The organism is Trueperella sp. HMSC08B05, from assembly GCF_001808405.1.
Classification (GTDB): domain Bacteria; phylum Actinomycetota; class Actinomycetes; order Actinomycetales; family Actinomycetaceae; genus Trueperella; species Trueperella bernardiae.
Genome location: NZ_KV793240.1, coordinates 1 through 21,216, shown reverse-complemented (window position 1 = coordinate 21,216; position 21,216 = coordinate 1). Strand labels below are relative to the sequence as shown.

Sequence of the window (21,216 nt, the reverse complement as noted above, 5' to 3'; positions counted from 1 at the left end):
GGCTTGCGGGGCCGCAACCCCCGAATGCGCCCGTTGGCGAAGACTGCGGTGCGAGCCATGCGATAGATTGGCTGTGTGAAGAAGCTTCAGATGATGTCCTTGTGTGCCGCGGCGAGCCTGCTCGTGGCGTGCTCGTCCGGTGGTCAGAATGCTGGCCCGTCAACGTCGCCTGCGCCGGAGCCCACGAACGTTGCGGGTGCGGTGGCGATCCAGGCGGAGATGCCGGCGGCGCCGGCCGGCCTGGAGGAGTTCTACGACCAGGAAGTGGAGTGGAGCGCCTGCGGTAGCGGGTTTGAGTGCGCCGAGGCGACCGTGCCGCTCGACTACGACAACCCGGGCGGGAAGACCATCACGATCTCGATGAAGAAGATGCTGGCCACGGGTGATCCGATCGGCACGCTGTTCGTCAACCCGGGTGGGCCGGGCGGGTCGGCTCTGGACATGGTCGACCAGGCGAATCTCTATTTCTCGGACCAAATCCTGGCCAACTTCGACATCGTGGGTGCGGACCCGCGTGGGGTGGGGGAGTCGACGCCGGTTGACTGCCTCGACGACGCCGACCTGGCCGCCTACCTCGACACCTCCTACCCGGACACCCCCGAGGGCAAGGCGCAGGCCAAGGTGGACACGGAGAAGCTCGTGGCCGGGTGTAAGGATAAGTCGGGGGACTTGTTGGAGTTCGTGGGCACGCGCTCTGCCGCGAAAGACTTGGACGTGTTGCGCCAGGTGGTGGGCGATCCGAAGCTGTACTACGTGGGTTTCTCGTATGGCACCAGCCTGGGCGGCATGTATGCGGAGCTGTTCCCGGGCAACGTGGGGCGCATGATCCTCGACGGCGCGGTGGACGATTCGATCTCCAGCTTCGACCAGGCGAAGGCCCAGGTGGTGGGCTTCACCGAGGCGTTTGACGCCTACCTGCAGCACTGTGTGGAGGGCGGCAAGTGTGCGCTAGGTGCCACGGTGGATGAGGGCTGGGCGAAGCTGGCCGAGCTGACCGACCAGATCAAGGAAAAGCCCGTGTCCGCCGGCTCGGGCCGGGTGCTGGGCGAGACGGGCTTTTTCTACGGCATCATCACCCCGCTCTACGACGACTCGCTGTGGTTCGCGCTCGACGCGGGTTTTGACAGCCTCATTCACGACGACGACGGCTCGATCTTCGCCCTCCTGTTCGACCAGTACATGGGCCGCGAGGGCGATAAGTTCGTCAACAACATGTTCGAGGCGAACTTCGCGATCAGTTGCGCTGACACGCACGTGGAGGGCACGGAGGCCGACTGGGACAGGATGTCGGATGAGCTGAAGGAGATCTCCCCGGTGTTCGGCGCCGCGATGGGCTATTCCGAGTACGCCTGCCAGATCGTGCCGGGCGGCGAGGACGGGCCGCTGGGGCCGTTCGTGGCGGCGGGGTCGGACCCGATCGTGGTCGTTGGAACGACGGGCGACCCGGCCACCCCGTACGAGTGGGGCAAGGCGTTCGCCGACAACCTGGAAAATTCACGGTTCGTGACCTGGGAAGGCGAGGGGCACACGGCTTACAGCCGTGCGGGCGAGTGCATCTCCCAGCCGCTCGATCAGTATCTGCTCACGGGCGAGGCCCCCGAGGACGGGCTGACCTGCCCGGCCGAATAGGCGGCATAGATCACGTCCGGCTATTTGGTAAACGGGGGAGCAGTTCGATAAATTGAACTGCAGGCCGCCTTAGCTCAGTCGGCAGAGCGTCTCACTCGTAATGAGAAGGTCGAGAGTTCGATTCTCTCAGGCGGCTCGGCTAGCCCGGCAACCATTCGTGGTTGCCGGGCTTTTGTTTGTCCGGCTCTACGTACCGGGGCAAGATCGGGTGAGGAGCTCAGCGATGAGGACTCCCTCCTGGCCGATGAGGTCGGCGACGAGGGCGATCGTGATGGCCGGGTAGCCGTGGCGGATCAGTTCCAGGTTCATGAGGGTGCAGCCGGGGCGCCCTGCCTGGCGTTGTGCCCGGGCCGGACGGCGTCGGGAAAATTTGTCGGAGGGAGATTGTAGAGTGGTGGCATGTACGTCGCACAGCAACATGCCATGGATCGCGCCGCCGCCCTCGGGTTTGCCGGGAGCATCGGCGTGGGGCAGCTCGTGTCCGTTGGGGCCGGGGGCCTCAACGCCACGTATCTGCCGTTCAATATTGTGGAGTGCGGGAGCAAGGTGGTGGCCCAGTTCCACCTGAACCGGGTCAACCCGCAGTGGCGGGACGCGGGGGAGGCGATGCTGATCGTCCAGGGGCCGAGCGCACACGTGTCGGGCCTGGACCTCCCGGCCGAGCGCCCCGGCGCTAAGCTGCCCACCGTGCCCACGCTCAACTACGTCACGGTCCACCTCAGGGGCTCGCTCTCGATTCACGACGACACGGCGTGGAAGCAAGCTCATCTCACCGCGCTGGTGGAGCACTTCGAGCGTGAATGGCGGGTGGGGCAGCACACGTCCTATGAACTCGTGCACGCGGCGTTCGCGGCGATGGTGGGCGTGGAGCTGGAGGTCGCCGAGGTGATCGGGAAGGCGAAGTTGAGCCAGAACCTGTCGGCGGAGGGGATCGCGGAAACGGCGCGGCACCTACGGGAGCGCGACGAGTCGGCGTGCCCGGTGGCGGACCTCATGGAGGAAATCGCCATCCCCTGGGCGAAGGAGCGGGAAGGCCGGGTGGAAGGCGCGCGCAAGCTGCCGATCGCGTGGGATAAGAAGGAGGATCCGCGGCGGTACGTGGTTGACTACGGCTGGCTGTGGGAAGAACCCCCGCACAATGACGGCACGCCGGCCGTGCTGCGACTGGTGTTGACCGACGGGGCGGAGACGAACGCGAGGGCTGCTGCCGAGGAGTGGCTCGCCGGGCTTCCCCAGGATGGCGGGATGCCGGGCCGTGGAGGATGGGCCGTGAAGGGCGGCGTCGTCGAATGCGAGCACGCGGGAGCCGTGGGGCTGGATCTGGTCTCCGCCGGGGAAGACGTGGCGGACGGGATCTCGGCCGCAGCCGAGGACGCGTTCGCGAATCTTATCGCCAGTACCGACCTGGGCGTGCGATGGGAACAGCTCCCACGCGAGGAGTCCCACAAATAGGGGCCTGCAAAACGATAGAATGAAAGGGATGCGCGAAAACGCGTAACCTCTCCAAGAGAAGGAACAATATGGTGTACAAGTTGGTGCTCGTTCGCCACGGCGAGAGCGAATGGAACGCAAAGAACCTCTTCACCGGCTGGGTTGACGTGCCGCTGTCGGAGAAGGGCGTGAAGGAGGCGAGCCACGCCGGCACGCTCCTCACCGATGCGGGTGTGCTGCCCGACATCCTCCACACGTCGCTGCTGCGCCGCGCGATCATGACCGCGAACCTCGCACTCGACGCGGCCGACCGCCACTGGATTCCTGTCCACCGCAACTGGCGCCTCAACGAGCGCCACTACGGCGCCCTGCAGGGCAAGAACAAGAAGGAAATTCGCGACGAGTACGGGGATGAGAAGTTCATGGAGTGGCGGCGCTCGTTCGATGTCGCCCCGCCGGAGATCGAGGTCGGTTCCGAGTACTCCCAGGATTCGGACCCGCGCTACGCCGGCGAACCGATCCCGCTGTCCGAGTGCCTCAAGGACGTCATCGCCCGCCTGCTCCCCTACTGGGAGGAAGCCATCGTCCCCGATCTGAAGACGGGCAAGACCGTGATGATTGCCGCCCACGGCAACTCGCTACGCGCCATCGTCAAGATGCTCGATGAGATCTCCGACGAGGATATCTCCGGCCTCAACATCCCCACCGGCATCCCGCTCTACTACGAGCTCGACGAGGAGACTCTCAAGCCCGTCAAGAAGGGCGGCACCTACCTCGACCCGGAGGCCGCCAAGGCCGCCATCGAGGCCGTGGCCAACCAGGGCAAGTAGCAGGTCTACAACCTGGTGTGCACGGGTGGCCTGAGCACGGCAGAAGCCGGCCCAGGCCACCCGCCCTTTTGCCCGCGCCCTCTGTTCTCCCCCCCCCCCTGCATCTAGGCGCAGTGTGTCCGGTCGGGTGTAGCGACGACGCTAGATCCTCACGCCACGCGCGCGGGCATCCGCGAGCCAGTTCTCGAACCCCTCCCGGGTTTTCACATCGCTCCACACCAAGTGAAGCGGATCGATGCCGATCGCGCGTAGATGGCGGTCGCTGTCGGTTTCGTGGCTGATGGCGGCGCGGACGTCGCCGTCCTTGAGCATGGAAGGTGTGAACATCTTCGCCCTGCCGTCGAATTCGTAGGCGATCTTGCGGGCGAGGTCGAGGAAGTCGAGCCGGTACGTCCGATCCCGCAACTGCACCCACACTTGCGGCTTGACCGGAAGGAGGGAGAAATCGTCCAGGCGCAACAGCGTCAGCGATTCGCCCACCGACTCAATCCTTCCATCCATCAGCCGTAGCACCCGCCGAATGTTCCCCACCCCTTTGACCCGTTGTAGCTGCCCTGCGATCGTTTCGATTTGATCGCGGGTTGCGAGCTCGCGGTGGAGGACGAAGTTTGCGCAGGCCAGTGCATCCTCCACCGTGGCGAAACGCGCCAGGTCAACCACCACCTGCGCCGGCGACGACACCACAATTCCCGCCAGCTCCACCGTCTCCGGCTCGGCGGGAGAGCGAAAGGTGCGGGTGTTGGCCGTGCGTCCTGAAGAGCTCGCGGGCCCCACTTGCCGCACAACGTAGCTGGGATGCCCGTGGACCAGCGGTAACCCGAGCACCATCGCGGCGGACTGCCCGGCCAGTGCCACGTGTTTGGAGCGCGCTCGGTCTGTGCGCCGGCGGTCGACGTAGTCGATGAGGTGGAGGGCTGCCGTCCGCTCGCGCTCGTACGCCTGGGCTTCCGGATCTGGGCTGGGGCAAACATAGCCGGGGAAAGGCCGATGCCAACGGTGAGCGGTGGCATGCCGGCCAAGCTCGCGGTGATCATCGGTGTGAAGGTCGCCGAGCCGTACGCCCTGCTGGCGGATCCGCAAGAAGCGCACCTCTGCATTCTTGAGCCACGAGGGCAACCCAGTGTCTGTGTTCGGCGTGGGCTGCGAGACGAGGCGGGGGCACGTGCTCATGGGTGTCCTTTCCCTGTTTGCCCATGAGCATATTGTTTTCCGACGACGACGAATGCTGCCCAACCCCCATATGTGGATAGGGTCGGCACATCGCGCGCCTGTGGACAGGTTTTGCGACGGGTTCGTGTGGATGGGGTGGGTGTCCGAGGCTGTCGAGCGCGGTCCGATCCACAGATGCGGCACTAAACCGCAAGATGCGGCACTACTTTACCGTTATTTAGTGCCGCATCTTGCGGTTTAGTACAGCATTTGCGAGGTGACCCAGCGGCGGGGCGCTGAGCCGGGCCTGCACGCGGGCGAACCGGCGCTGAACCGGCCCTCGAGCCCGGGCAGCTGGCCAGCCGGGCCTAGAACTCCTCGATCTGGGCCATCTCCTCGTCGTCCAGCGCCATGCCGGTCACGAGGAAGCGCATGCGGTGCGCCACGGACACGCCGTGGTCGCCGAACCGCTCAAGGTAGCGGCCGAGCAGGATGATGTCCACGATCTCCTGGCGGGTGAGGTCGAGCGAATCGTCGAGGACGTAGTCGAAGGTGCGGGAGTGGAAGTCATCGAGGACGTCGTCGTCGGCGATGATCTGGGCGGCGATGGAGAGGTCCTGGGTCTCGACGAGTTTCGCCACGAGGTTGCCCACCTCGGCGGCCTTGGTGGCCATCTTCTCGAAGAGCTGTTGCACTTCGCCCTTGACCACGGCCTGCGGGAAGCGGCCGCGTGCGACGTAGGCGACGTGGCGGGCGAGGTCGCCCATGCGCTCGAGGGTGGCGGACAGGCGCAGGGCGGAGACGACGGTGCGCAGGTCGCCGGCGACCGGGGCCTGACGAGCGAGCAGGGAGATGCCCATGTCGTCGATGTTGCGCTCGAGCATGTCGATGGAGTGGTCGGCGTCGATGACTCGCTCGGCGAGGGCGAGGTTGGCGTCCGTGAGGGAAGCGGCGGCACCATTCATGGCTTTCGCGGCGGCCTTTGCTTGCAAGACGAGGGTGTCAGACAGTTCTTGCATCTGCTGACGGAATTGTTCGCGCAACGGTACTCCTTTTGTGTGCCGCGGTTGAGTGACCCGAGCGGGTGGAGGGGCGCGGCTTCGCTCCCTTTGGACATTCCACCATGTTCAGGTGAACACAGTTTACCGCGAAGGTTAACGGGAATTGACGGGTGGGAGGAAGCTTGGGCGTTGGGGTAAGAGTGTCGGTGGGATGGTTTACGCTTGGAGTCATGGCAGACGGTTTCGGTTTCGGGCTGGGGTTTTTCCTTGGCATCCTTGTGGTTGTGGTGGCGGTTGCGGCCTATGAGATTTCGCAGCGGCTCCTCGGGAATGCGGAGGTTCCGTCGCCTGTCGTGGATGATTCGGATGTGATGGCGGTGCTGGCGGCGTTGCCGCAGTCGCATATCATCATTGATGTTGACGACGCCGTGGTGCGGGCTTCGTCGATCACTTACGCTTACGGGCTGGTCGGGAATGGGCAGTTGCGCAAGGAGTTGCGGAATTTGGCGGCGGAGGCGCGTGCGGCAGGGGAGGTGTCGGCGTTGGATTTGCGGCTGCCGCGCTTGGATGAGGATGCGCCGGAGTTGCGCCTGTCGGTGCTGGCCACTCCGATTTCGGGTGACAAGGTGCTGATTTTGTTTGAGGACAACACGGAAAAGCGTCGTTTGGAGGAGACGCGGCGGGATTTCGTGGCGAATGTGTCGCATGAGTTGAAGACCCCGGTGGGGGCGATTGGGCTGCTGTCGGAGACGTTGACTAAGGTGGCGGATGAACCGGAGCACGTGCGGCGGTTTTCGGCGCAGCTGACGAAGGAGGCTGAGCGCCTGTCCCAGTTGGTGCAGGAGATCATCCAGCTGTCGCGCCTCCAGGATGCGAATGCGCTGGCGGATTCGGAGTTCGTGGAGGTTGACAGCGTCGTCGCCGAGGCCCTGGACCGGGTGCGGGTGGAGGCGGAGTCGCGGGACGTGCGGCTCGTGTCGGGTGGCACGCCGGACCTGCAGGTGTATGGCGATCGGGCGTTGCTCACGACGGCGGTGCGGAACCTTCTCGATAACGCCGTGCGGTACTCGCGCCATTTTGGGCAGGTGTCGGTGGCGGTGAGCGCGGAGTCCGGGGAGGTCCACATTTCTGTGATTGACCAGGGCGAGGGCATCCCGGAGGGCAGCCGTGAACGGATTTTTGAGCGCTTTTACCGGGGGGATCGGGCGCGCTCGCGCGAAACGGGTGGAACCGGACTAGGGTTGTCCATAGTGAAGCACGTGGTGGCCGAGCATGGCGGGCGTGTCAAGGTGTGGAGTCAGAAGGGGCAGGGTTCGACGTTCACCATGATTCTGCCCGAGGCCTACGTGCCGGAAGGCGCGCAGGGCCAGGTGGTGGTGGACATGAAGGGCGCGAGATGACGCGGATTCTTGTGGTGGAGGATGAGCCCACCTATCGGGACATGCTCGAATTTAACCTGTTACGCGACGGCTTTGAGGTGGAGACGGCGGCGGACGGGCTGGCCGCGGTAGAGAAGTTCTCCGAGGAGATCGACCTGGTGCTGCTTGACCTCATGTTGCCGGGCCTGTCGGGGAATGAGGTGTGCCGGCGGATCCGGGCCCAGTCCCAGGTGCCGATCATTATGGTCACGGCGAAGGACGCGGAGATCGACAAGGTGGTGGGCCTGGAGATCGGCGCGGACGATTACGTGACCAAGCCCTATTCGTACCGGGAGTTGGTGGCGCGCATGCACGCAATCCTGCGTCGCATGGCGGATGCGCCGGCGCGCGAGGAGTCGTCGGAGTTGCTGACGGTGGGCCGGATCGAGATGGACCTGGATGCGCATGTGGTCCGTGTGGCGGGGGAGCCGATCCCGATGCCGCTGCGCGAGTTCGAGTTGCTGGAGCTGTTCATGGAGAACCCGGATCGGGTGCTGACCCGCGGGCAGATCCTCGACCGGGTCTGGGGCATGGCCTACATTGGCGATTCGAAGACGTTGGACGTTCACGTTAAGCGCATCCGCTCGAAGATTGAGGTGGAGCCGGCCAGGCCGCAGGCGCTGGTGACGGTGCGGGGTTTGGGCTACAAGCTGGTGTCGAACCCGGAGGCGCAGTAGTTTTCTTTTCGGCGAAACTTTGGGGGCTCGAGCGGGCAAAGTGCAATGGTAGAATAGGGGGACATCGATTGAGAGAAGAGTGATCCCCCAGTGAGCTTCAAAGTTGGCGAAACCGTCGTTTACCCGCACCACGGTGCGGCTTACATTGAGGAAATCTCAGAGAAGACGATGCGTGGTGAGACCCGCACGTATCTGACGCTGCGGATCCTTCAGGGCGATCTGATCATTCAGGTTCCGCAGGAGGCGCTGGAGCAGGTGGGCGTGCGCGATGTGTCGAATGAGGCGCAGCTGGAACGCGTGTTTGATGTGTTGCGTGAGACGGACGTGGAGGAGCCTGCGAACTGGTCGCGCCGGTACAAGGCCAATGGTGAGAAGCTGACGTCGGGTGACGTGAACAAGGTGGCTGAGGTCGTGCGCGATTTGTCGCGTCGGAATGTGGACCGTGGCCTGTCGGCGGGGGAGAAACGCATGCTGGCGCAGGCCCGCGCGATCCTGGGGTCTGAGGTGGCGCTTGCCCGCGACATCTCGGATGAAGAGGCCGAAGTTTTGCTTGATGAAGTGATGGGGATCGACGCGGAGTCGGCGGCCACGGCTGCCACGCCGGAGTCGGCTGAGTCAGCGGACTAATGTCGATCGCCGCCGTCATCGCGGGCGCCGGCTCGGGCACGCGGCTTGGCGCCAACATGCCCAAGGCGTTGGTGCCGCTTGGCGGCGTGCCGTTGTTGGTGCACGCGATCCGCGGGATGAACGCGGCGGGCGTGGACGACGTCGTTGTCACCATCCCGGCCGGCAATGCGGTGCGCGAGGAGTTTGACAAGGCGCTCGCCGCGGGCGGGGTGAGCGCGCGGCTGGTGGTCGGCGGGGTGACGCGGCAGGGGTCCGTGGCGAACGGGCTCGCGGCCGTGACCAGCGATTTTGTGCTTATTCACGACGCCGCACGGGCGCTGACGCCCGTGGCTGTCATTGACCGTGTGCGCGTCGCGTTGGAGGCGGGGTATGACGCCGTGGTGCCGGCGCTGCCGGTGACTGACACGATCAAGGAGGTCGGGGACCGGCGGGCTGGCGTGGTCGGGCCGGAGGCGGCCGGAGGTGGGGACGCGGCTGGGAGCGGCGTCGTCGTCGAGCCGGTGGTGGCGACCCTTGAGCGCTCGCGGTTGCGGGCGATGCAGACGCCGCAGGGTTTTCGCACGGAGCTGGTGCGGGAGGCGCACCGGGCCGGGCGGGAGCGCGGGGCGGACGAGCTGAGCGCGGCGCCGGACGACGCGGCGCTGGTGGAGGCCATGGGGCACGAGGTGGTGCTCGTGGAGGGCTCGCCGGAGGCAATGAAGGTGACGACGGCCTGGGATTTGGCGGTGGCGGAGATGTTGCTGGAGAAGAGGGGGCGCTAACATGCGCGTGGCCACGGCCTTTGATGCCCACCGGTTTACCGAGGAGGAGCGACCGCTGTTTTTGGCGTGCCTGCGCTGGGACGGTGAGCGGGGGCTGGAGGGGCACTCGGACGCGGACGTCGCGGCGCACGCAGCCTGTGATGCGATCTTGATGGCGAGCGGAGTTGGCGAGCTGGGGACCGTGTTTGGGACGGACCGCCCGGAGTGGGCGGGGGCGTCGGGCGAGGCTCTGCTGGCGGAGTCGGTGCGGCTGGTGCGCGAGGCGGGCTGGCAGGTGGAGAACATCTCGGTGCAGATCATCGGGCAGCGGCCGAGGTTCGCGCCGCGGAAGGCCGAGGCGGAGGCCGCGATGAGCGCGGTGGTGGGGGTGCCGGTGGCGGTGTCGGCCACGACGTCCGACCGGATGGGCTTCACCGGGCGCGGCGAGGGGCTGGCGGCGATCGCCACGGCGCTGGTGAGCAGGGTCTAGACGGCCCACTGGTGGCGGGCAGCTGGGAGCCGGGGTAGGCAGTGGTGAAGCCGTAGCGAACAGATGAGTTTGAGGCCGGGAAGGCCGGTTTTGGCGATGAGAGCTCTCAGATTCACTAGTTGGCTACAGGGGCGGGAACTAAGCCTCCGCCTTAACCTTCGGCTGTGCCTTGACTGGCAGGAACGCCACCAGGCCCATGACTAGCACGATCGTGATGCCGAGGATGCCGAAGTAGGCGGCCTCGTCCACGCCGATGCCGAGCAACCCGGCGCCCACGGTGATCGCGGTGGAGTACATGAAGGGCGCCAGCGCGGAGACGGCGCGGCCGGTGGTGGCGTACAGGCCGAAGATCTCTGCTTCCTCGCCGGCCGGGGCAATGCGGGCCAGGTAGGTGCGGGAGGCGGACTGGATGGGCCCCACGAAGATGCACAGCACGAGCCCGAAGATCCAGTAGACCTGTTTCGGTGAGAGCGGCCCCACCCCGGCGTGGAAGAAGAACACGCACAGTCCCATGGCGACCATGGAGGTCAGGGAGATGATGATGACGGCGCGGGCGCCGAGTTTGTCGTCAAGCCAGCCGAAGGCGATGGTGGCGATGCCGGCTACCACGTTGGTGGCCACGCCGAACACGATCACTTCGTCGGCGCTGAAGCCGAACGCGGCGCTGGCGAGCACGGCGCCGAAGGAGAAGACGCCGGCGAGGCCGTCGCGGTAGATGGCGGAGGACAGGAGGAACCACACTACCTGCCGGTCGGAGCGCCACAGTTCGGCGATGGAGTGGAAGAGTTGCCGGTAGGAGTCGATGACGCCGAGCCGAGGTTCGCCTGTGCGGGCGGGCTTGTTGGACAGGGTGAAGAATAGGGGGAGGGAGAAGAGGAGGAGCCAGGCGGCGGAGAGGAGCATCGCCACCCGGATGTTGAGCCCGTCTTTGCTGGTGACGCCGAACCAGCCAACCTCGGGGCTGATGAAGCCGACGAACAGGATCAGTAGCAGGACGATCCCGCCAAGGTACCCCAGGCCCCACCCGAAGCCGGAGATGCGCCCGACATTGTGGGGTTCTGCGAGGTCGGAGATGATGGCGTTGTAGATGACGGATCCGGTTTCGAACAGGATGTTGCCGGCGGCCACGAGGAATAGGCCGAGCCATAGCCCGGATTGGCCGGGGATAACGAAGTAGAGGCAGGCGATAATGAGTGCGGTGGCGGTGGTGGTGACGCGGAGGACGGTGGCGCGTTTGCCGCTGCGGTCCACGGCTTGGCCGAGTGCGGGGGCGACGATCGCTACGAGGATGCCGGCGATGGCGAGGGCGAAGCCGAGGAGGCGGTTGGCGTCGGGCCCGAAGAGGTCGGCGTTGGCGAGGTAGACGGTGAAGACGAAGGTGGTGACCACGGCGTTGAACGCGGCCGACCCCCAGTCCCACAGCCCCCAGGCCCAGACGTCCTTGGTCAGTGTTTTGGTTGTTGGGGCTGCGCCGCCCGCCGCGTTGTGGTTCATAGTCTTAACATACGTCGTTTTCGTTACTGTCTGGTAAATAGGTCGACGACGCCGTCCGCGCCTCTCACGCCCGATGCCCAGCGCGTGCCGCCCGGCTTTCCCGACGACGGCCGCCCACCCGGCCAGCTGCACCCATCGCGTGACGATGCCCGGGCACCGTCGTGTGGTCGGCGGCCCGAAGGGCTGGGGATGAAATGGGCGAGTGTCGGTGGGAGACGGTAGTCTGGAGGGGTGAAGATTTTTGATTCGAAAACGAAGTCATTGCGCGAGTTCACCCCGATCGAGCCGGGCAAGGTGGGCATCTATTTGTGCGGGGCGACCGTGCAGGGGTCGCCGCATATTGGCCACATGCGCTCCGCTCTGGCCTTTGATGTGTTGGTGCGGTGGCTGCGGCGTTGCGGGTATGACGTGACGATGGTGCGCAACGTGACCGATATCGATGACAAGATTTTGGCGAAGTCCGCGGAGGCGGGCCGGCCGTGGTGGGAGTGGGCCTACCGTTTTGAGAAGGAGTTTTCCAAGGCGTATCGGGACCTGGGCGTGCTGGATCCCACGTATGAGCCGCGCGCCACGGGCCACGTGCCCGAGATGATTGACCTGATCGCCACGCTGATCGAGCGCGGGCATGCATACGTGGGCAACCCGGGCAACGTGTACTTTGATGTGACGTCCTTGCCGGATTACGGCTCGTTGACGAATCAGTCGGTGGACGATCTTCACGACGACGAGGAGGCGGCTACCGACAAGCGCGGCCCGCACGATTTCGCGCTGTGGAAGGCGGCGAAGGTAAACGAGCCGGAGACGGCGTCGTGGGAGACACCCTGGGGGCGCGGCCGGCCGGGCTGGCACCTGGAGTGCTCGGCGATGGCGGGACGCTACCTGGGCGCGGAGTTCGACATTCACGCCGGCGGCATTGACCTGCGTTTCCCGCATCATGAGAACGAGCAGGCGCAGTCGCATGGCGCGGGTCGGGATTTTGCGCAGTACTGGATGCACAACGCCTGGGTGACGATCGAGGGCGAGAAGATGAGTAAGTCGTTGGGGAACTCGCTCACGGTGGAGAACATCGTGAAGGAGCACCCGGCGGTGGTGGTGCGCCTGGCGCTGGGCACGGTCCACTACCGTTCCACTGTGGCGTATTCGGAGTCCACACTCACCGAGGCGGGCGCGATTTGGGAGCGCCTGACTGGGTTCGTGCAGCGGTCGGTGGACACGGTGGGCGAGGTGCCGGCGGAGGAGATCGCGGCGCTCGGCCACGATGATTTCCCGGAGGATTTTGCGGAGGCGATGGACGACGACCTCAACGTCTCGGCCGCCCTGGCCCAGATTCACGAGCACGTGACGGCCGGCAACAGCGCCCTGGCGAACAATGATCACGTGGAGGCGCGCGCGGAGCAGGTGCTGGTGCGGGCGATGCTCGACGTGCTGGGCCTGGATCCGATGGCGGAGCCGTGGCGGCATGCGGATGCGTCGTCGTCGATGCATGACGCGCTGGACGCGCTGGTCAACCGGGTGCTCGAGGAGCGCGCGGAGGCGCGGGCAAACAAGGATTGGGCGCGGGCGGACGCGCTGCGCGATTCGCTGACGGTCGCCGGCATCACGGTGGAGGATTCGGCGGAGGGCGTGCGCTGGAAGGTCGGTGGTGACCTTGGCTAACGCTCACCGCGGGCGCCCGGGGGCGGTGCGCAAGAACGCGAAGAAGGGCTCGAGCAAGGGCACGGGCGGGCACTCCCGCAAGCGGCTCGAGGGCAAGGGCCCCACCCCGAAGGCGGAGGACCGCACCTACCACCCGGCGTATAAGAAGAAGCAGGAGCGCGAGGCCGCGGCCAAGCGCGCCGAGGGCCCGAAGCTGCGCGGGCATCTGCGCCAGCCGGAGGGGTATGAGCTGGTGGCGGGCCGCAACCCGGTTTACGAGGCCGTGCAGTCCGGCATCCCGTACGAGCGCGTGTTCCTCGTGGGGGCGATGTCTCACGACGAGCGGGTGGCTGAGGTCGCCCGCGCCGCGATGGACGCCGGCACGGCGATCGTGGAGGTCACGCGCACGGAGCTCGACATGATGACGGGTGGCGCGGTCCACCAGGGCGTGGCGATCGAGGTGCCGCCGTATGAGTACGTGGACGTGGAGCGGCTGGTGGAGCTCGGGCAACGCTCGGGGCGGACGGGACTCATCGTGGCGCTGGACTCGGTGACGGACCCGCACAACCTGGGTGCGGTCATGCGTTCGGCGGCGGCGTTCCGGGCCGACGGCGTGCTTATTCCCGAGCGGCGCTCGGCGTCGGTGAATGCCACGGTGTGGAAGGTGTCGGCGGGTGCGGCGGCGCGGTTGCCGGTGGCGCGGGAGACGAACCTGGTGCGGGCGCTGTCCTGGCTCAAGGAGCAGGGCTACTTCGTGCTGGGGTTGGCGGGCGACGGCGAGGTCGACGTCGCGGGCGCGGACATGGCGGACGTTCCGGTTGTGCTCGTGACGGGGTCTGAGGGCGCGGGGCTGTCGCGGCTCGTGCGTGAGACGTGCGACGTCGTCGTGTCGATCCCGATTGATTCGGCCACGGAGTCGCTGAACGCGGCGGTGGCCACCGGGATTGCGCTCTACCAAATTGATTCCGACCGAAAAGACGTGCAGGGCTAAAAATGTGTCGGAGGCCTGCGATAGGCTGGAAGGTGACGGCAGGCCGGACGGCAAAGGAGGCGACATGGCATCTTGGCGAACAGTTCACGGGCACATCCATCGGCTCGATCAGACGCTGGTGACTGATGGCGACATCGAGGCGTTCTTCGCCGATGAACGCATCCTTGGGCGCGGGCGTCCGGACGGTTCGGGCGGCTACACGTTTGAGGTGGCGGTGGGCGGCCGGCGTCGTCGGGTTGCCACGCTGGATGACACGGGCACGGTGTTCCGCGGGCGCTCGGTGAATGACCTGGTGGAGGAGCTGTCGGAGCGGCTGCGCAAGGTGGAGGGGGAGCTCGACGGCACGGTTGCCCACGGCCCGATTGACCTGGGCGCGGTGGACATCTCGCATGAGGTGCTGTTTGACGACTCCGAGGAGGAGCCGGTTAGCGACGCCGATATCCACGACGCGGCATTTGACCGCGAGGGCGCCATGCTGGTGATCGTGGACCTGCCGCTGTCCGAGGTGCCCAGCATCGTCAAGGTGGAGGACGAGGCGGTGGCTGTGTCCAAGCTGGGGGAGACCCTGGTGCTGGTGGCCAAGTCGAGCATGGATTCGGTGCGGCGGCTTTTCCCGCGGCCGTCGTTCCAGATCACGGTGTCGGCGGGGAACGCGGAGGAGAGCCCCACGCTGTACGTGCGGCGGGACAACTCGTATCTAACCTGGGATTGGAGCGGGGAGCTGCCCGTGTTCCCCTGGATCGAGCAGGGGTCCGAGGAATACGAGTTCGTGGTCGATGAGACGGGGGCGGGCGCGGTGGCGCGCAAGATGGTGGCCGACGTGATTGCGGCCCGGTTTGGCGACATCCGCGAGGCGCTGTGCAGTGAGGACGGCCCGCGGGCGCTGGTGGATGCGCTCGGGTTGCCCAGCGAGGTGGCCGACGTGCTGGAGGGCGACGGCGAGCTGGCCGACATCCCGAACTCGCGACTCTTCGAGCCCAGTAGCGCGGGGGCGGCGTTTGAGGACCGGCTGGCGTTTGAGCTCGCCGGCGAGGGCTTCGTGGAGCCGACTGTGGCGGGCGCCTACCGCAAGGTGTACTTGGAGCGGCCGTGGGCGGTGGCGCTGATGTCGGCCGCGCAGGCTGCTATCGGCGGGGCAATGCTGGCCTCGGCGTTTGGCAGGTCGGAGCGGGGAATGTCGTGGCGGATACGTGCGCTGCTGGGCGGCGGCACCGTGGTGTCGGGCCTCACGCGCATTCTGACCAGCGCGTATGCGGCGGAGCTCGTGCGCCAGCGGCAAACCGAGATCGACACCTGGAAGCGGATGCACAACTGGCAGGAGGGCCAGGGCTGAGCTTGTGGCCCTTACCCGCGTTTGCGACGCTTTTCTGACATCGGCGACGGCACACCACTAGCGCACCTGTCAGAGTGCCATCGCGGATGGGGGGGGAGCCAGGCGGCGTCGCCGTGAAGCGGGCGCGACCGCCAGCGCAGGCGAAGCCGGGCCGCGAGTCCGAGGTTTGGTCGGGCGTCTTGTCGGATGGTGAGACGATTTCGCGTGCGGGGTGGTGGTGAGTACGATCGTGCAGGGTCGTGAACGGGGTTCGCGTGCACCTTGACGTCTACTCACTGGAGGCTCGTATGGCTGGTTTTACTTGGAAGCTCCATGGCGATGGGCATTCTATCGCGCCGGGGGAGGTTGTTCTTCCGAACGAAAGACTGTCGTGGCCGATTACGTTCGGCATCGGCGCGCAACACGTGGTGGCCATGTTTGGGGCCACCTTTTTAGTGCCCCTGCTCACGGGGTTCGACCCGGCAACCACCCTGTTCTTCACGGGCGTGGGCACGATCTTGTTCCTGCTGATGACGGCGGGGAGGTTGCCGTCCTACCTCGGGTCGTCGTTCGCGCTGATTGCGCCGATCGGTGCGGTGACCGGCTACGTTGCCGGCGGGGGCGGTTCGGTCGACGCGGCGAAGGCGTCGCTCGCTCAGGGCGGGGTGATCGCGGCGGGTGCGGCGCTGGCGCTGGTCGGCGTCGTTGTGCACTTTGCGGGCGCGCGGTGGATTGACAAGCTCATGCCGCCGATCGTGACGGGCGCGATCGTGTCGCTTATCGGGTTTAACCTGGCGCCGGCGGCGTGGGGGAATGTGCAGCAGGCGCCGGTCACCGCGGTGGTGACGATTGTGACGATCCTGCTGGTCACGGTGCTGTTTAAGGGGATCATCGGGCGCCTGTCGATCCTGATCGGCGTGGTGGTTGGTTACATCACGGCGGTGGTGCGCGGCGAGGTTAGCTTCGATGCGATCTCGTCCGCCGGCTGGGTGGGCGTGCCGCAGTTCCGCGCCCCCGACTTCGACGTGACGCTGCTTGGCCTGTTCGTGCCCGTGGTGCTTGTGCTCATCGCGGAGAACGTGGGGCACGTGAAGTCCGTGTCCGCGATGACCGGCCAGGACCTTGACGACGTGACCGGCCGCGCGCTTTTCGCCGACGGTGTCTCAACCATGCTCGCCGGCTCGGGCGGCGGTTCCGGTACCACGACGTACGCGGAGAACATCGGCGTGATGGCCGCGACCCGCGTGTACTCAACCGTGGCCTACGTGATCGCGGCGTTTATTGCGCTCGGGCTGTCAATGCTGCCGAAGTTCGGCCAGCTGATCGCCACCATCCCGCCGGGGGTGCTCGGCGGCGCGGCCACCGTGTTGTACGGCATGATCGGCATGCTGGGCGTGCGCATCTGGGTGCAGAATCGCGTGGACTTCTCCGACCCCGTTAACCTCAACACGGCCGCCGTGGCCATGGTGATCGCGATCGCGAACTACACCTGGCACTGGGGTGAGATGACCTTCGAGGGTATCGCGCTCGGCTCGTTCGCCGCGATCATCATCTACCACGCGATGCGGGCCCTGTCGCGTTGGCGTGGCACGACGATCGAGCCCGCCACCCCGGCCTCCGCGCCTGCCGGTGCGGAGCTCGAGCCGGGTGCCCTGACGCGGGAGCACTAGGAGCGGGCGCGGCGCTGGCTCCTGTTAATGTTGGCGCTGGCCGATTTCAATTTACTGGACGATTTCGGGGTCATCTTCGCTATATGGGCCTATGACCCCGAAATCGTCCAAGTTTTTTAATCGGACACCGGGGAATGCGGGGCGGGCGCCGGCCGGCCCGCCGGCGCCCGCCAAGTTGCCAGCACCCTGCCCACCTCCGCGTGCGGCGGGCAGGGGGGGCATCGTCGGCGTCGTGAACGTCATCCCCCAGTACCGCAAGATTCCTGCGCAACCCGGCGTAAATCCGCTAGATTGGACGGGTGAGTTTCAACGCCCGCGCCGAGTACCGCAAGCGCACGCAGCAACGCCAGACCGTCATCTTCGGTTCGATCATCGCCGTCATGGCGGTGTTGCTCGTGCTGGGGACGCTCACGTGGTCGGGACTGCTGCCCATACCCTTCGACAGGGAGTTTTCCAAGGCACCGGACACGAACTCCGTGGTGTGCCCGATTGACGGCGCGCAGCACGTCGATCCCACCACCATCACCGTCAGCGTCTACAACGCCACCACCCGCACGGGTCTGGCGGGAACGGTGGCGACGTCGCTGTCTGCGGCCGGGGTGGTCGTGTCCGAGACCGCGAACTGGGGTGGCGAGGAATTCACCGAACCCGTGCGGCTCTACGCCAGCCCGGACGGCGTGACCAGCGCCTACACGCTGCGCGCCTACTTCCCCGACGCCCTCGTGCACATCGACCCGAACATCACCAGCCAGATCGTGGACGTGGTGCTCGGCGAGGGTTACACCGACCTGGTGGCCGCCCCCACCGAGGAACAGCTGGTCGCCGCGATGGAGCCGGTGGAGGACTGTGTTCCGGTGGAGACCTTCCAGGAGTAGCGCGGTTCCGCGGCGTCCGCTGCACCTGCGATGCTCTTCTGACTTTGGCGACGGCAAATTGCTAGCGCGGATGTCGGAAAGGTGTTGTGAGTAGGGTGTCGGCGGCAGAGTGTAACGCTGCTTCCAGAGTGCGACTCCGCGCCGCCAGAGTGATATTCGCCTGCGCAACAGTTGCGCTCTAGAGTGAAACTATTCATACTGTAGAGTATGAAATGGACGACAGAGCGGCTCCTTCGCACTCTTGAAGAGTTTCGTCAGATCAAGCGCGATGCGACTGATGTCGAGGTCAAGCGCGCCTCGAAGCTCCCGTGCAACCTGCCTGAAACCATGTGCGCATTCGCGAACATGCCGGGTGGCGGCGCGGTCATCCTCGGTGTTGACGAGCGCGACAACTTCGCCGTCGTCGGCGTGGATAACGCACACGAGCTGGCGGCGCGAGTCGTGGATCAAACCCGCTCGTCCGTCACCCCGGCCCCGCAGCTTTTGCCGACGGTTCTGACCTGGGAGGGGAGGGAGGTCCTCGTTGTCGAGGTGACTCCGTTGCCGCTGTCGCAGCGCCCCGCCTTGCATCGCGGCCGCGCCTACCTGCGCCAGTCGGACGGCGACTACGTGATGAACGACGCCGACCGTGCACTTATCGAGATCCAAAAGCTGGGGCAGTCCGAGCTCTACCGCTTCGATTCTGCCGCTGTGTCCAGCACGTCGATCGACGATCTCGATCCGAACGCGGCGGCTGATTTCTGCGCAAATGCTCGCAAGACGAGCAGGCGCCTCGCCCAGGTAACGGACGACGCCGAACTCCTGGAACTGACAAACGTGCTCGCTCCGGGCGGCGAAGTTACGCTCGCCGGCCTGTACTCGCTCGGACGCTACCCGCAGGCAAAGGCCCCGCAGCTTCGGGTGACAGCCTCGGTGCAACTGCCGCGCGACCGCTCGGGCAGCGTCCGCACGCGCAGCCGGCAGGACTTCGACGGCCCACTTCCCGACCTCCTCAATTCTGCCCTGCGATGGGTGGAGGAAAATGCGCCGCGCCACAACCGTTACCTCGACGACGGCAACATGGTCGAAGAGCCGCTCTTCCCGCTCGTCGCAGTTCGCGAGATCATCGCGAACGCGCTGGTCCACCGCGATCTTTCCCCGAACTCGGAAGGCCAGTGGGTGGAGGTGCGCATCGTGGGCGATCACCTGATCGTCACCAATCCTGGCGGGTTGCGAGGCATCTCGAAGGAGCAGCTCGCGAGCGCATCGCTCGCCAAGAACGCCGTGAACCCCCGCCTGTACGACATGGCAAAGCGCCTCCGAACCGATTCCGGTGCGAGCGTGATCGAAGGTGAGGGTGGAGGCGTGTCCGAGGTGTACCGTCAGCTCGGTTTGGCCGGCCTCCCGGCCGCCACTTTCGCCGATAACGGCGTGCGTTTCACCGCCATTCTCTACGGCACCCCCGTCGCATATGCCGAGCTGCCGACGACGATGCCCGCGCCGACGATCTTGGATGTGGAAGCGGAGCAGGATCGTCCGGAAAGGCCCGTTTCCGTTCCCGTGCTGACCGCTTTCGTGACGAAAAACGGGGAAGCCGTGCTCGAAGTTCTCGCCGCCAGTGGGCCGCTCTCGTTCCAGGAGCTACGCGCTCGCACCGGGTTGAATACCGGGCGTTTGCGATACGCGCTCAACAAGCTCAAGGAGGCCGGCAGCGTGGGCCAGTATGGCGGTTGGGGTCACCGTGATACGAAGTATCACATTGTCTCTGAGTGAGAGGATGAATTCGAGTGCGCCGCCGCATTGGGCGGCACAGTGTAACTCCGTTTCTACAGTGTAAATCCAGAGTATGACAGCGCAAGTGCCAGAGTGCGAAAAGTGGTGCTCCAGAGTTCGAAGTTTCGCGCCCGCGCAACGATGTCGTGAATGGGGATCTGCGGTGCGGGCACAAGTGCCGCGAACGAAACTGAGAGAAAAAGACGTCGGATTTGATAACTGTTACGTGCAAACGAGAACCTTCCGCCGAGTAGGAGGTTTTTGTTTTCAAGATTAGTTCGGCAAGTTTTGTGGGCCTCATTACCCCATCACGGGTAATTCTCTTCTTTCGGATTCCGAAGCACGTTTTGGCTAGCGGGGGCGATTCTTGCCTTCCGCCAGCTAGTTCGACACTAGGGGGTGCGGACGATGTCAACTGGTTAGCTGTCTTCACGTCTTCTTGAATTCGGCTTATCCGTCGGAATCAGGAATGTCATGATCGGCCTTTTTGGCTCTTGATTCAAGCCCTTTAATGGTTTCCAGATAGTCCTTCTCGACCTGTGAAGGTGTCTGTACCTGATATTTACGGTATTCAGCAGTTGCCTTGTAAATCGCTTTCTGGTGGCTGACTGTTCCTGCCCCTTGAAGCTGCTGTTGCCCAGTTGCTGCCAGGATATTGTCAAGATGCTCGACGTAGTCGCTCATGTACATAGGATGGTGATTCATAGCCTGCACTTCAGCAAAATCGAAGTAACCAGAAACTAGACGATTTAGCACCTTTAATTCGTCTTCCGTCAAATAGTTCTTGGCCACTTTGGTCTCTGCAAGAGTAGGCTGATTGCCCTTGAAAGTCGTTAAGCCCATGAAAGGTTTGGAAGCATCGGCTCGGCTATAAATGATTTCCGCCGCTGTGTGTCCGTGGGTAGCGTAATGCAACTTGTTCTGAACCATCTTGAAAAAGCGACCGATTCTGCGCTCTTCGGGTCATAGTCAACACTAGTTGCGTATAGATCCAGCACTTGTCGGTACATCACTTTCTCCGACGAACGGATATCGCGGATCCGCTCGAGAAGCTCGTACCAATACGATCCACCACCAAGGTTCTTAAGTCGCTCGTCATCTAGGGTGAAGCCCTTGATGAGGTACTCTTTCAGTCTCTCGGTTGCCCAACGTCTAAATTGCGTAGCAGTCTTGGATTTAACCCGATATCCCAGGGAAATAATCATGTCTAGGTTGTAGTGAGGCAGCGTCCTCGCCACGTTGCGGCTACCCTCACGGCGAACCTGTCGGAAATCCCGACAGGTTGCCTCTTCATCAAGTTCACCCTCTGCGTAGATGTTTCCAATGTGCTCGACAATGTTAGACCTTGAACTTTGAAAAAGCTCCGCCATCTGCTGCTGCGTAAGCCAAACCGTCTCACCCTCAAGTCGGACCTCGATACGTACAGTGTTCTCTGGGCTCTGGTAGATCAGCATCTGTCTATTGGTGAAGCGTCCTGGGTTTAGTTCCGCTTCTT

General features: G+C 64.8%; 18 protein-coding genes, 1 tRNA gene and 1 pseudogene. 15 read left to right on the top strand and 5 right to left on the bottom strand.

The features are described from left to right. Positions 1-75: 75 nt before the first annotated feature. Together HMPREF3167_RS04710 and HMPREF3167_RS04705 are read left to right on the top strand one after the other, a co-directional pair. Positions 76-1,629, top strand: coding sequence for an alpha/beta hydrolase (locus HMPREF3167_RS04710; RefSeq protein WP_143602105.1), 1,554 nt, complete (start codon positions 76-78; stop codon positions 1,627-1,629). 63 nt (positions 1,630-1,692) lie between these two features. After that, a tRNA-Thr gene (locus HMPREF3167_RS04705) sits at positions 1,693-1,765 on the top strand. A gap of 50 nt (positions 1,766-1,815) precedes the next feature. Here the strand turns inward: HMPREF3167_RS04705 and HMPREF3167_RS10105 are convergent. Continuing rightward, a complete protein-coding gene (locus tag HMPREF3167_RS10105) occupies positions 1,816-1,938 on the bottom strand; it encodes a hypothetical protein (protein ID WP_256359245.1) in 123 nt (40 codons plus the stop codon). A gap of 90 nt (positions 1,939-2,028) precedes the next feature. Between HMPREF3167_RS10105 and HMPREF3167_RS04700 the strand changes: the two genes are divergently transcribed. Continuing rightward, complete coding sequence (locus HMPREF3167_RS04700) at positions 2,029-3,081, top strand: FMN-binding negative transcriptional regulator (protein ID WP_070445778.1); 1,053 nt, start codon at positions 2,029-2,031, stop codon at positions 3,079-3,081. A gap of 68 nt (positions 3,082-3,149) precedes the next feature. Then, positions 3,150-3,890 carry a phosphoglyceromutase gene (locus tag HMPREF3167_RS04695; RefSeq protein WP_062613072.1) on the top strand — a complete coding sequence of 247 codons (741 nt, stop codon included), beginning with the start codon at positions 3,150-3,152 and terminating at the stop codon, positions 3,888-3,890. Between the two features lie 141 nt (positions 3,891-4,031). Here the strand turns inward: HMPREF3167_RS04695 and HMPREF3167_RS04690 are convergent, their stop codons facing one another. Both HMPREF3167_RS04690 and phoU read right to left on the bottom strand, forming a co-directional pair. After that, positions 4,032-5,060 carry a hypothetical protein gene (locus tag HMPREF3167_RS04690; protein WP_148132388.1) on the bottom strand — a complete coding sequence of 343 codons (1,029 nt, stop codon included), beginning with the start codon at positions 5,058-5,060 and terminating at the stop codon, positions 4,032-4,034. Positions 5,061-5,407: 347 nt separating this feature from the next. After that, entirely contained in the window at positions 5,408-6,082 is a 675-nt protein-coding gene (phoU, locus tag HMPREF3167_RS04685; RefSeq protein ID WP_062613074.1) for a phosphate signaling complex protein PhoU, read from the bottom strand. A 188-nt stretch (positions 6,083-6,270) separates the two neighbouring features. On the opposite strand from phoU, the gene HMPREF3167_RS04680 reads away from it, so the two are divergent. The 5 genes from HMPREF3167_RS04680 (at position 6,271) to ispF (ending at position 9,992) form a co-directional block, all read left to right on the top strand. After that, positions 6,271-7,440 carry a sensor histidine kinase gene (locus tag HMPREF3167_RS04680; protein ID WP_062613075.1) on the top strand — a complete coding sequence of 390 codons (1,170 nt, stop codon included), beginning with the start codon at positions 6,271-6,273 and terminating at the stop codon, positions 7,438-7,440. Next, a complete protein-coding gene (locus HMPREF3167_RS04675; protein WP_062613076.1) occupies positions 7,437-8,135 on the top strand; it encodes a response regulator transcription factor in 699 nt (232 codons plus the stop codon). The genes HMPREF3167_RS04680 and HMPREF3167_RS04675 overlap by 4 nt, the downstream gene beginning before the upstream one ends. Positions 8,136-8,225: 90 nt before the next feature. Then, positions 8,226-8,762 (top strand): CarD family transcriptional regulator, encoded by a 537-nt coding sequence (locus HMPREF3167_RS04670; protein ID WP_062613078.1) that lies wholly within the window; start codon positions 8,226-8,228, stop codon positions 8,760-8,762. Continuing rightward, the gene (locus HMPREF3167_RS04665) at positions 8,762-9,523 is read left to right on the top strand and encodes an IspD/TarI family cytidylyltransferase (RefSeq protein WP_070445775.1); all 762 of its coding nucleotides are present in this window, start codon (positions 8,762-8,764) and stop codon (positions 9,521-9,523) included. Before HMPREF3167_RS04670 ends, HMPREF3167_RS04665 begins: the two co-directional genes overlap by 1 nt. Before the next feature lies 1 nt (position 9,524). Next, on the top strand, positions 9,525-9,992 hold the full coding sequence (gene ispF, locus HMPREF3167_RS04660; RefSeq protein WP_062613080.1) for a 2-C-methyl-D-erythritol 2,4-cyclodiphosphate synthase: 468 nt from the start codon (positions 9,525-9,527) through the stop codon (positions 9,990-9,992). Between the two features lie 138 nt (positions 9,993-10,130). Here the strand turns inward: ispF and HMPREF3167_RS04655 are convergent, their stop codons facing one another. Next, the gene (locus tag HMPREF3167_RS04655) at positions 10,131-11,486 is read right to left on the bottom strand and encodes an MFS transporter (protein ID WP_062613082.1); all 1,356 of its coding nucleotides are present in this window, start codon (positions 11,484-11,486) and stop codon (positions 10,131-10,133) included. 231 nt (positions 11,487-11,717) lie between these two features. Between HMPREF3167_RS04655 and cysS the strand changes: the two genes are divergently transcribed. The 6 genes from cysS (at position 11,718) to HMPREF3167_RS04625 (ending at position 19,721) form a co-directional block, all read left to right on the top strand. Then, positions 11,718-13,142 (top strand): cysteine--tRNA ligase, encoded by a 1,425-nt coding sequence (cysS, locus tag HMPREF3167_RS04650; RefSeq protein ID WP_062613084.1) that lies wholly within the window; start codon positions 11,718-11,720, stop codon positions 13,140-13,142. Further along, complete coding sequence (gene rlmB, locus HMPREF3167_RS04645; protein ID WP_236698648.1) at positions 13,126-14,112, top strand: 23S rRNA (guanosine(2251)-2'-O)-methyltransferase RlmB; 987 nt, start codon at positions 13,126-13,128, stop codon at positions 14,110-14,112. Before cysS ends, rlmB begins: the two co-directional genes overlap by 17 nt. 64 nt (positions 14,113-14,176) lie before the next feature. Further along, positions 14,177-15,445 carry a hypothetical protein gene (locus HMPREF3167_RS04640; RefSeq protein WP_070445774.1) on the top strand — a complete coding sequence of 423 codons (1,269 nt, stop codon included), beginning with the start codon at positions 14,177-14,179 and terminating at the stop codon, positions 15,443-15,445. Between the two features lie 287 nt (positions 15,446-15,732). Then, positions 15,733-17,094 carry a uracil-xanthine permease family protein gene (locus HMPREF3167_RS04635; protein ID WP_062613177.1) on the top strand — a complete coding sequence of 454 codons (1,362 nt, stop codon included), beginning with the start codon at positions 15,733-15,735 and terminating at the stop codon, positions 17,092-17,094. A 299-nt stretch (positions 17,095-17,393) separates the two neighbouring features. Further along, complete coding sequence (locus HMPREF3167_RS04630; RefSeq protein WP_062613087.1) at positions 17,394-17,969, top strand: LytR C-terminal domain-containing protein; 576 nt, start codon at positions 17,394-17,396, stop codon at positions 17,967-17,969. Between the two features lie 207 nt (positions 17,970-18,176). Next, a complete protein-coding gene (locus tag HMPREF3167_RS04625) occupies positions 18,177-19,721 on the top strand; it encodes an ATP-binding protein (RefSeq protein ID WP_070445773.1) in 1,545 nt (514 codons plus the stop codon). A 450-nt stretch (positions 19,722-20,171) separates the two neighbouring features. Here HMPREF3167_RS04625 and HMPREF3167_RS04620 read toward each other — a convergent pair. Further along, positions 20,172-21,091: pseudogene (locus HMPREF3167_RS04620) on the bottom strand (virulence RhuM family protein). Between the last annotated feature and the right edge of the window lie 125 nt (positions 21,092-21,216).

What these genes read in the sequence shown, in the direction of transcription:
- HMPREF3167_RS10105 (WP_256359245.1), bottom strand. Translation starts at nt 1,938, where the DNA reads ATGAACCTGGAACTGATCCGCCACGGCTACCCGGCCATCACGATCGCC.
- HMPREF3167_RS04635 (WP_062613177.1), top strand. Translation starts at nt 15,733, where the DNA reads ATGGCTGGTTTTACTTGGAAGCTCCATGGCGATGGGCATTCTATCGCG.
- HMPREF3167_RS04625 (WP_070445773.1), top strand. Translation starts at nt 18,177, where the DNA reads ATGAAATGGACGACAGAGCGGCTCCTTCGCACTCTTGAAGAGTTTCGT.
- HMPREF3167_RS04665 (WP_070445775.1), top strand. Translation starts at nt 8,762, where the DNA reads ATGTCGATCGCCGCCGTCATCGCGGGCGCCGGCTCGGGCACGCGGCTT.
- HMPREF3167_RS04675 (WP_062613076.1), top strand. Translation starts at nt 7,437, where the DNA reads ATGACGCGGATTCTTGTGGTGGAGGATGAGCCCACCTATCGGGACATG.
- HMPREF3167_RS04695 (WP_062613072.1), top strand. Translation starts at nt 3,150, where the DNA reads ATGGTGTACAAGTTGGTGCTCGTTCGCCACGGCGAGAGCGAATGGAAC.
- HMPREF3167_RS04640 (WP_070445774.1), top strand. Translation starts at nt 14,177, where the DNA reads ATGGCATCTTGGCGAACAGTTCACGGGCACATCCATCGGCTCGATCAG.
- HMPREF3167_RS04655 (WP_062613082.1), bottom strand. Translation starts at nt 11,486, where the DNA reads ATGAACCACAACGCGGCGGGCGGCGCAGCCCCAACAACCAAAACACTG.
- HMPREF3167_RS04690 (WP_148132388.1), bottom strand. Translation starts at nt 5,060, where the DNA reads ATGAGCACGTGCCCCCGCCTCGTCTCGCAGCCCACGCCGAACACAGAC.
- HMPREF3167_RS04680 (WP_062613075.1), top strand. Translation starts at nt 6,271, where the DNA reads ATGGCAGACGGTTTCGGTTTCGGGCTGGGGTTTTTCCTTGGCATCCTT.
- HMPREF3167_RS04700 (WP_070445778.1), top strand. Translation starts at nt 2,029, where the DNA reads ATGTACGTCGCACAGCAACATGCCATGGATCGCGCCGCCGCCCTCGGG.
- ispF (WP_062613080.1), top strand. Translation starts at nt 9,525, where the DNA reads ATGCGCGTGGCCACGGCCTTTGATGCCCACCGGTTTACCGAGGAGGAG.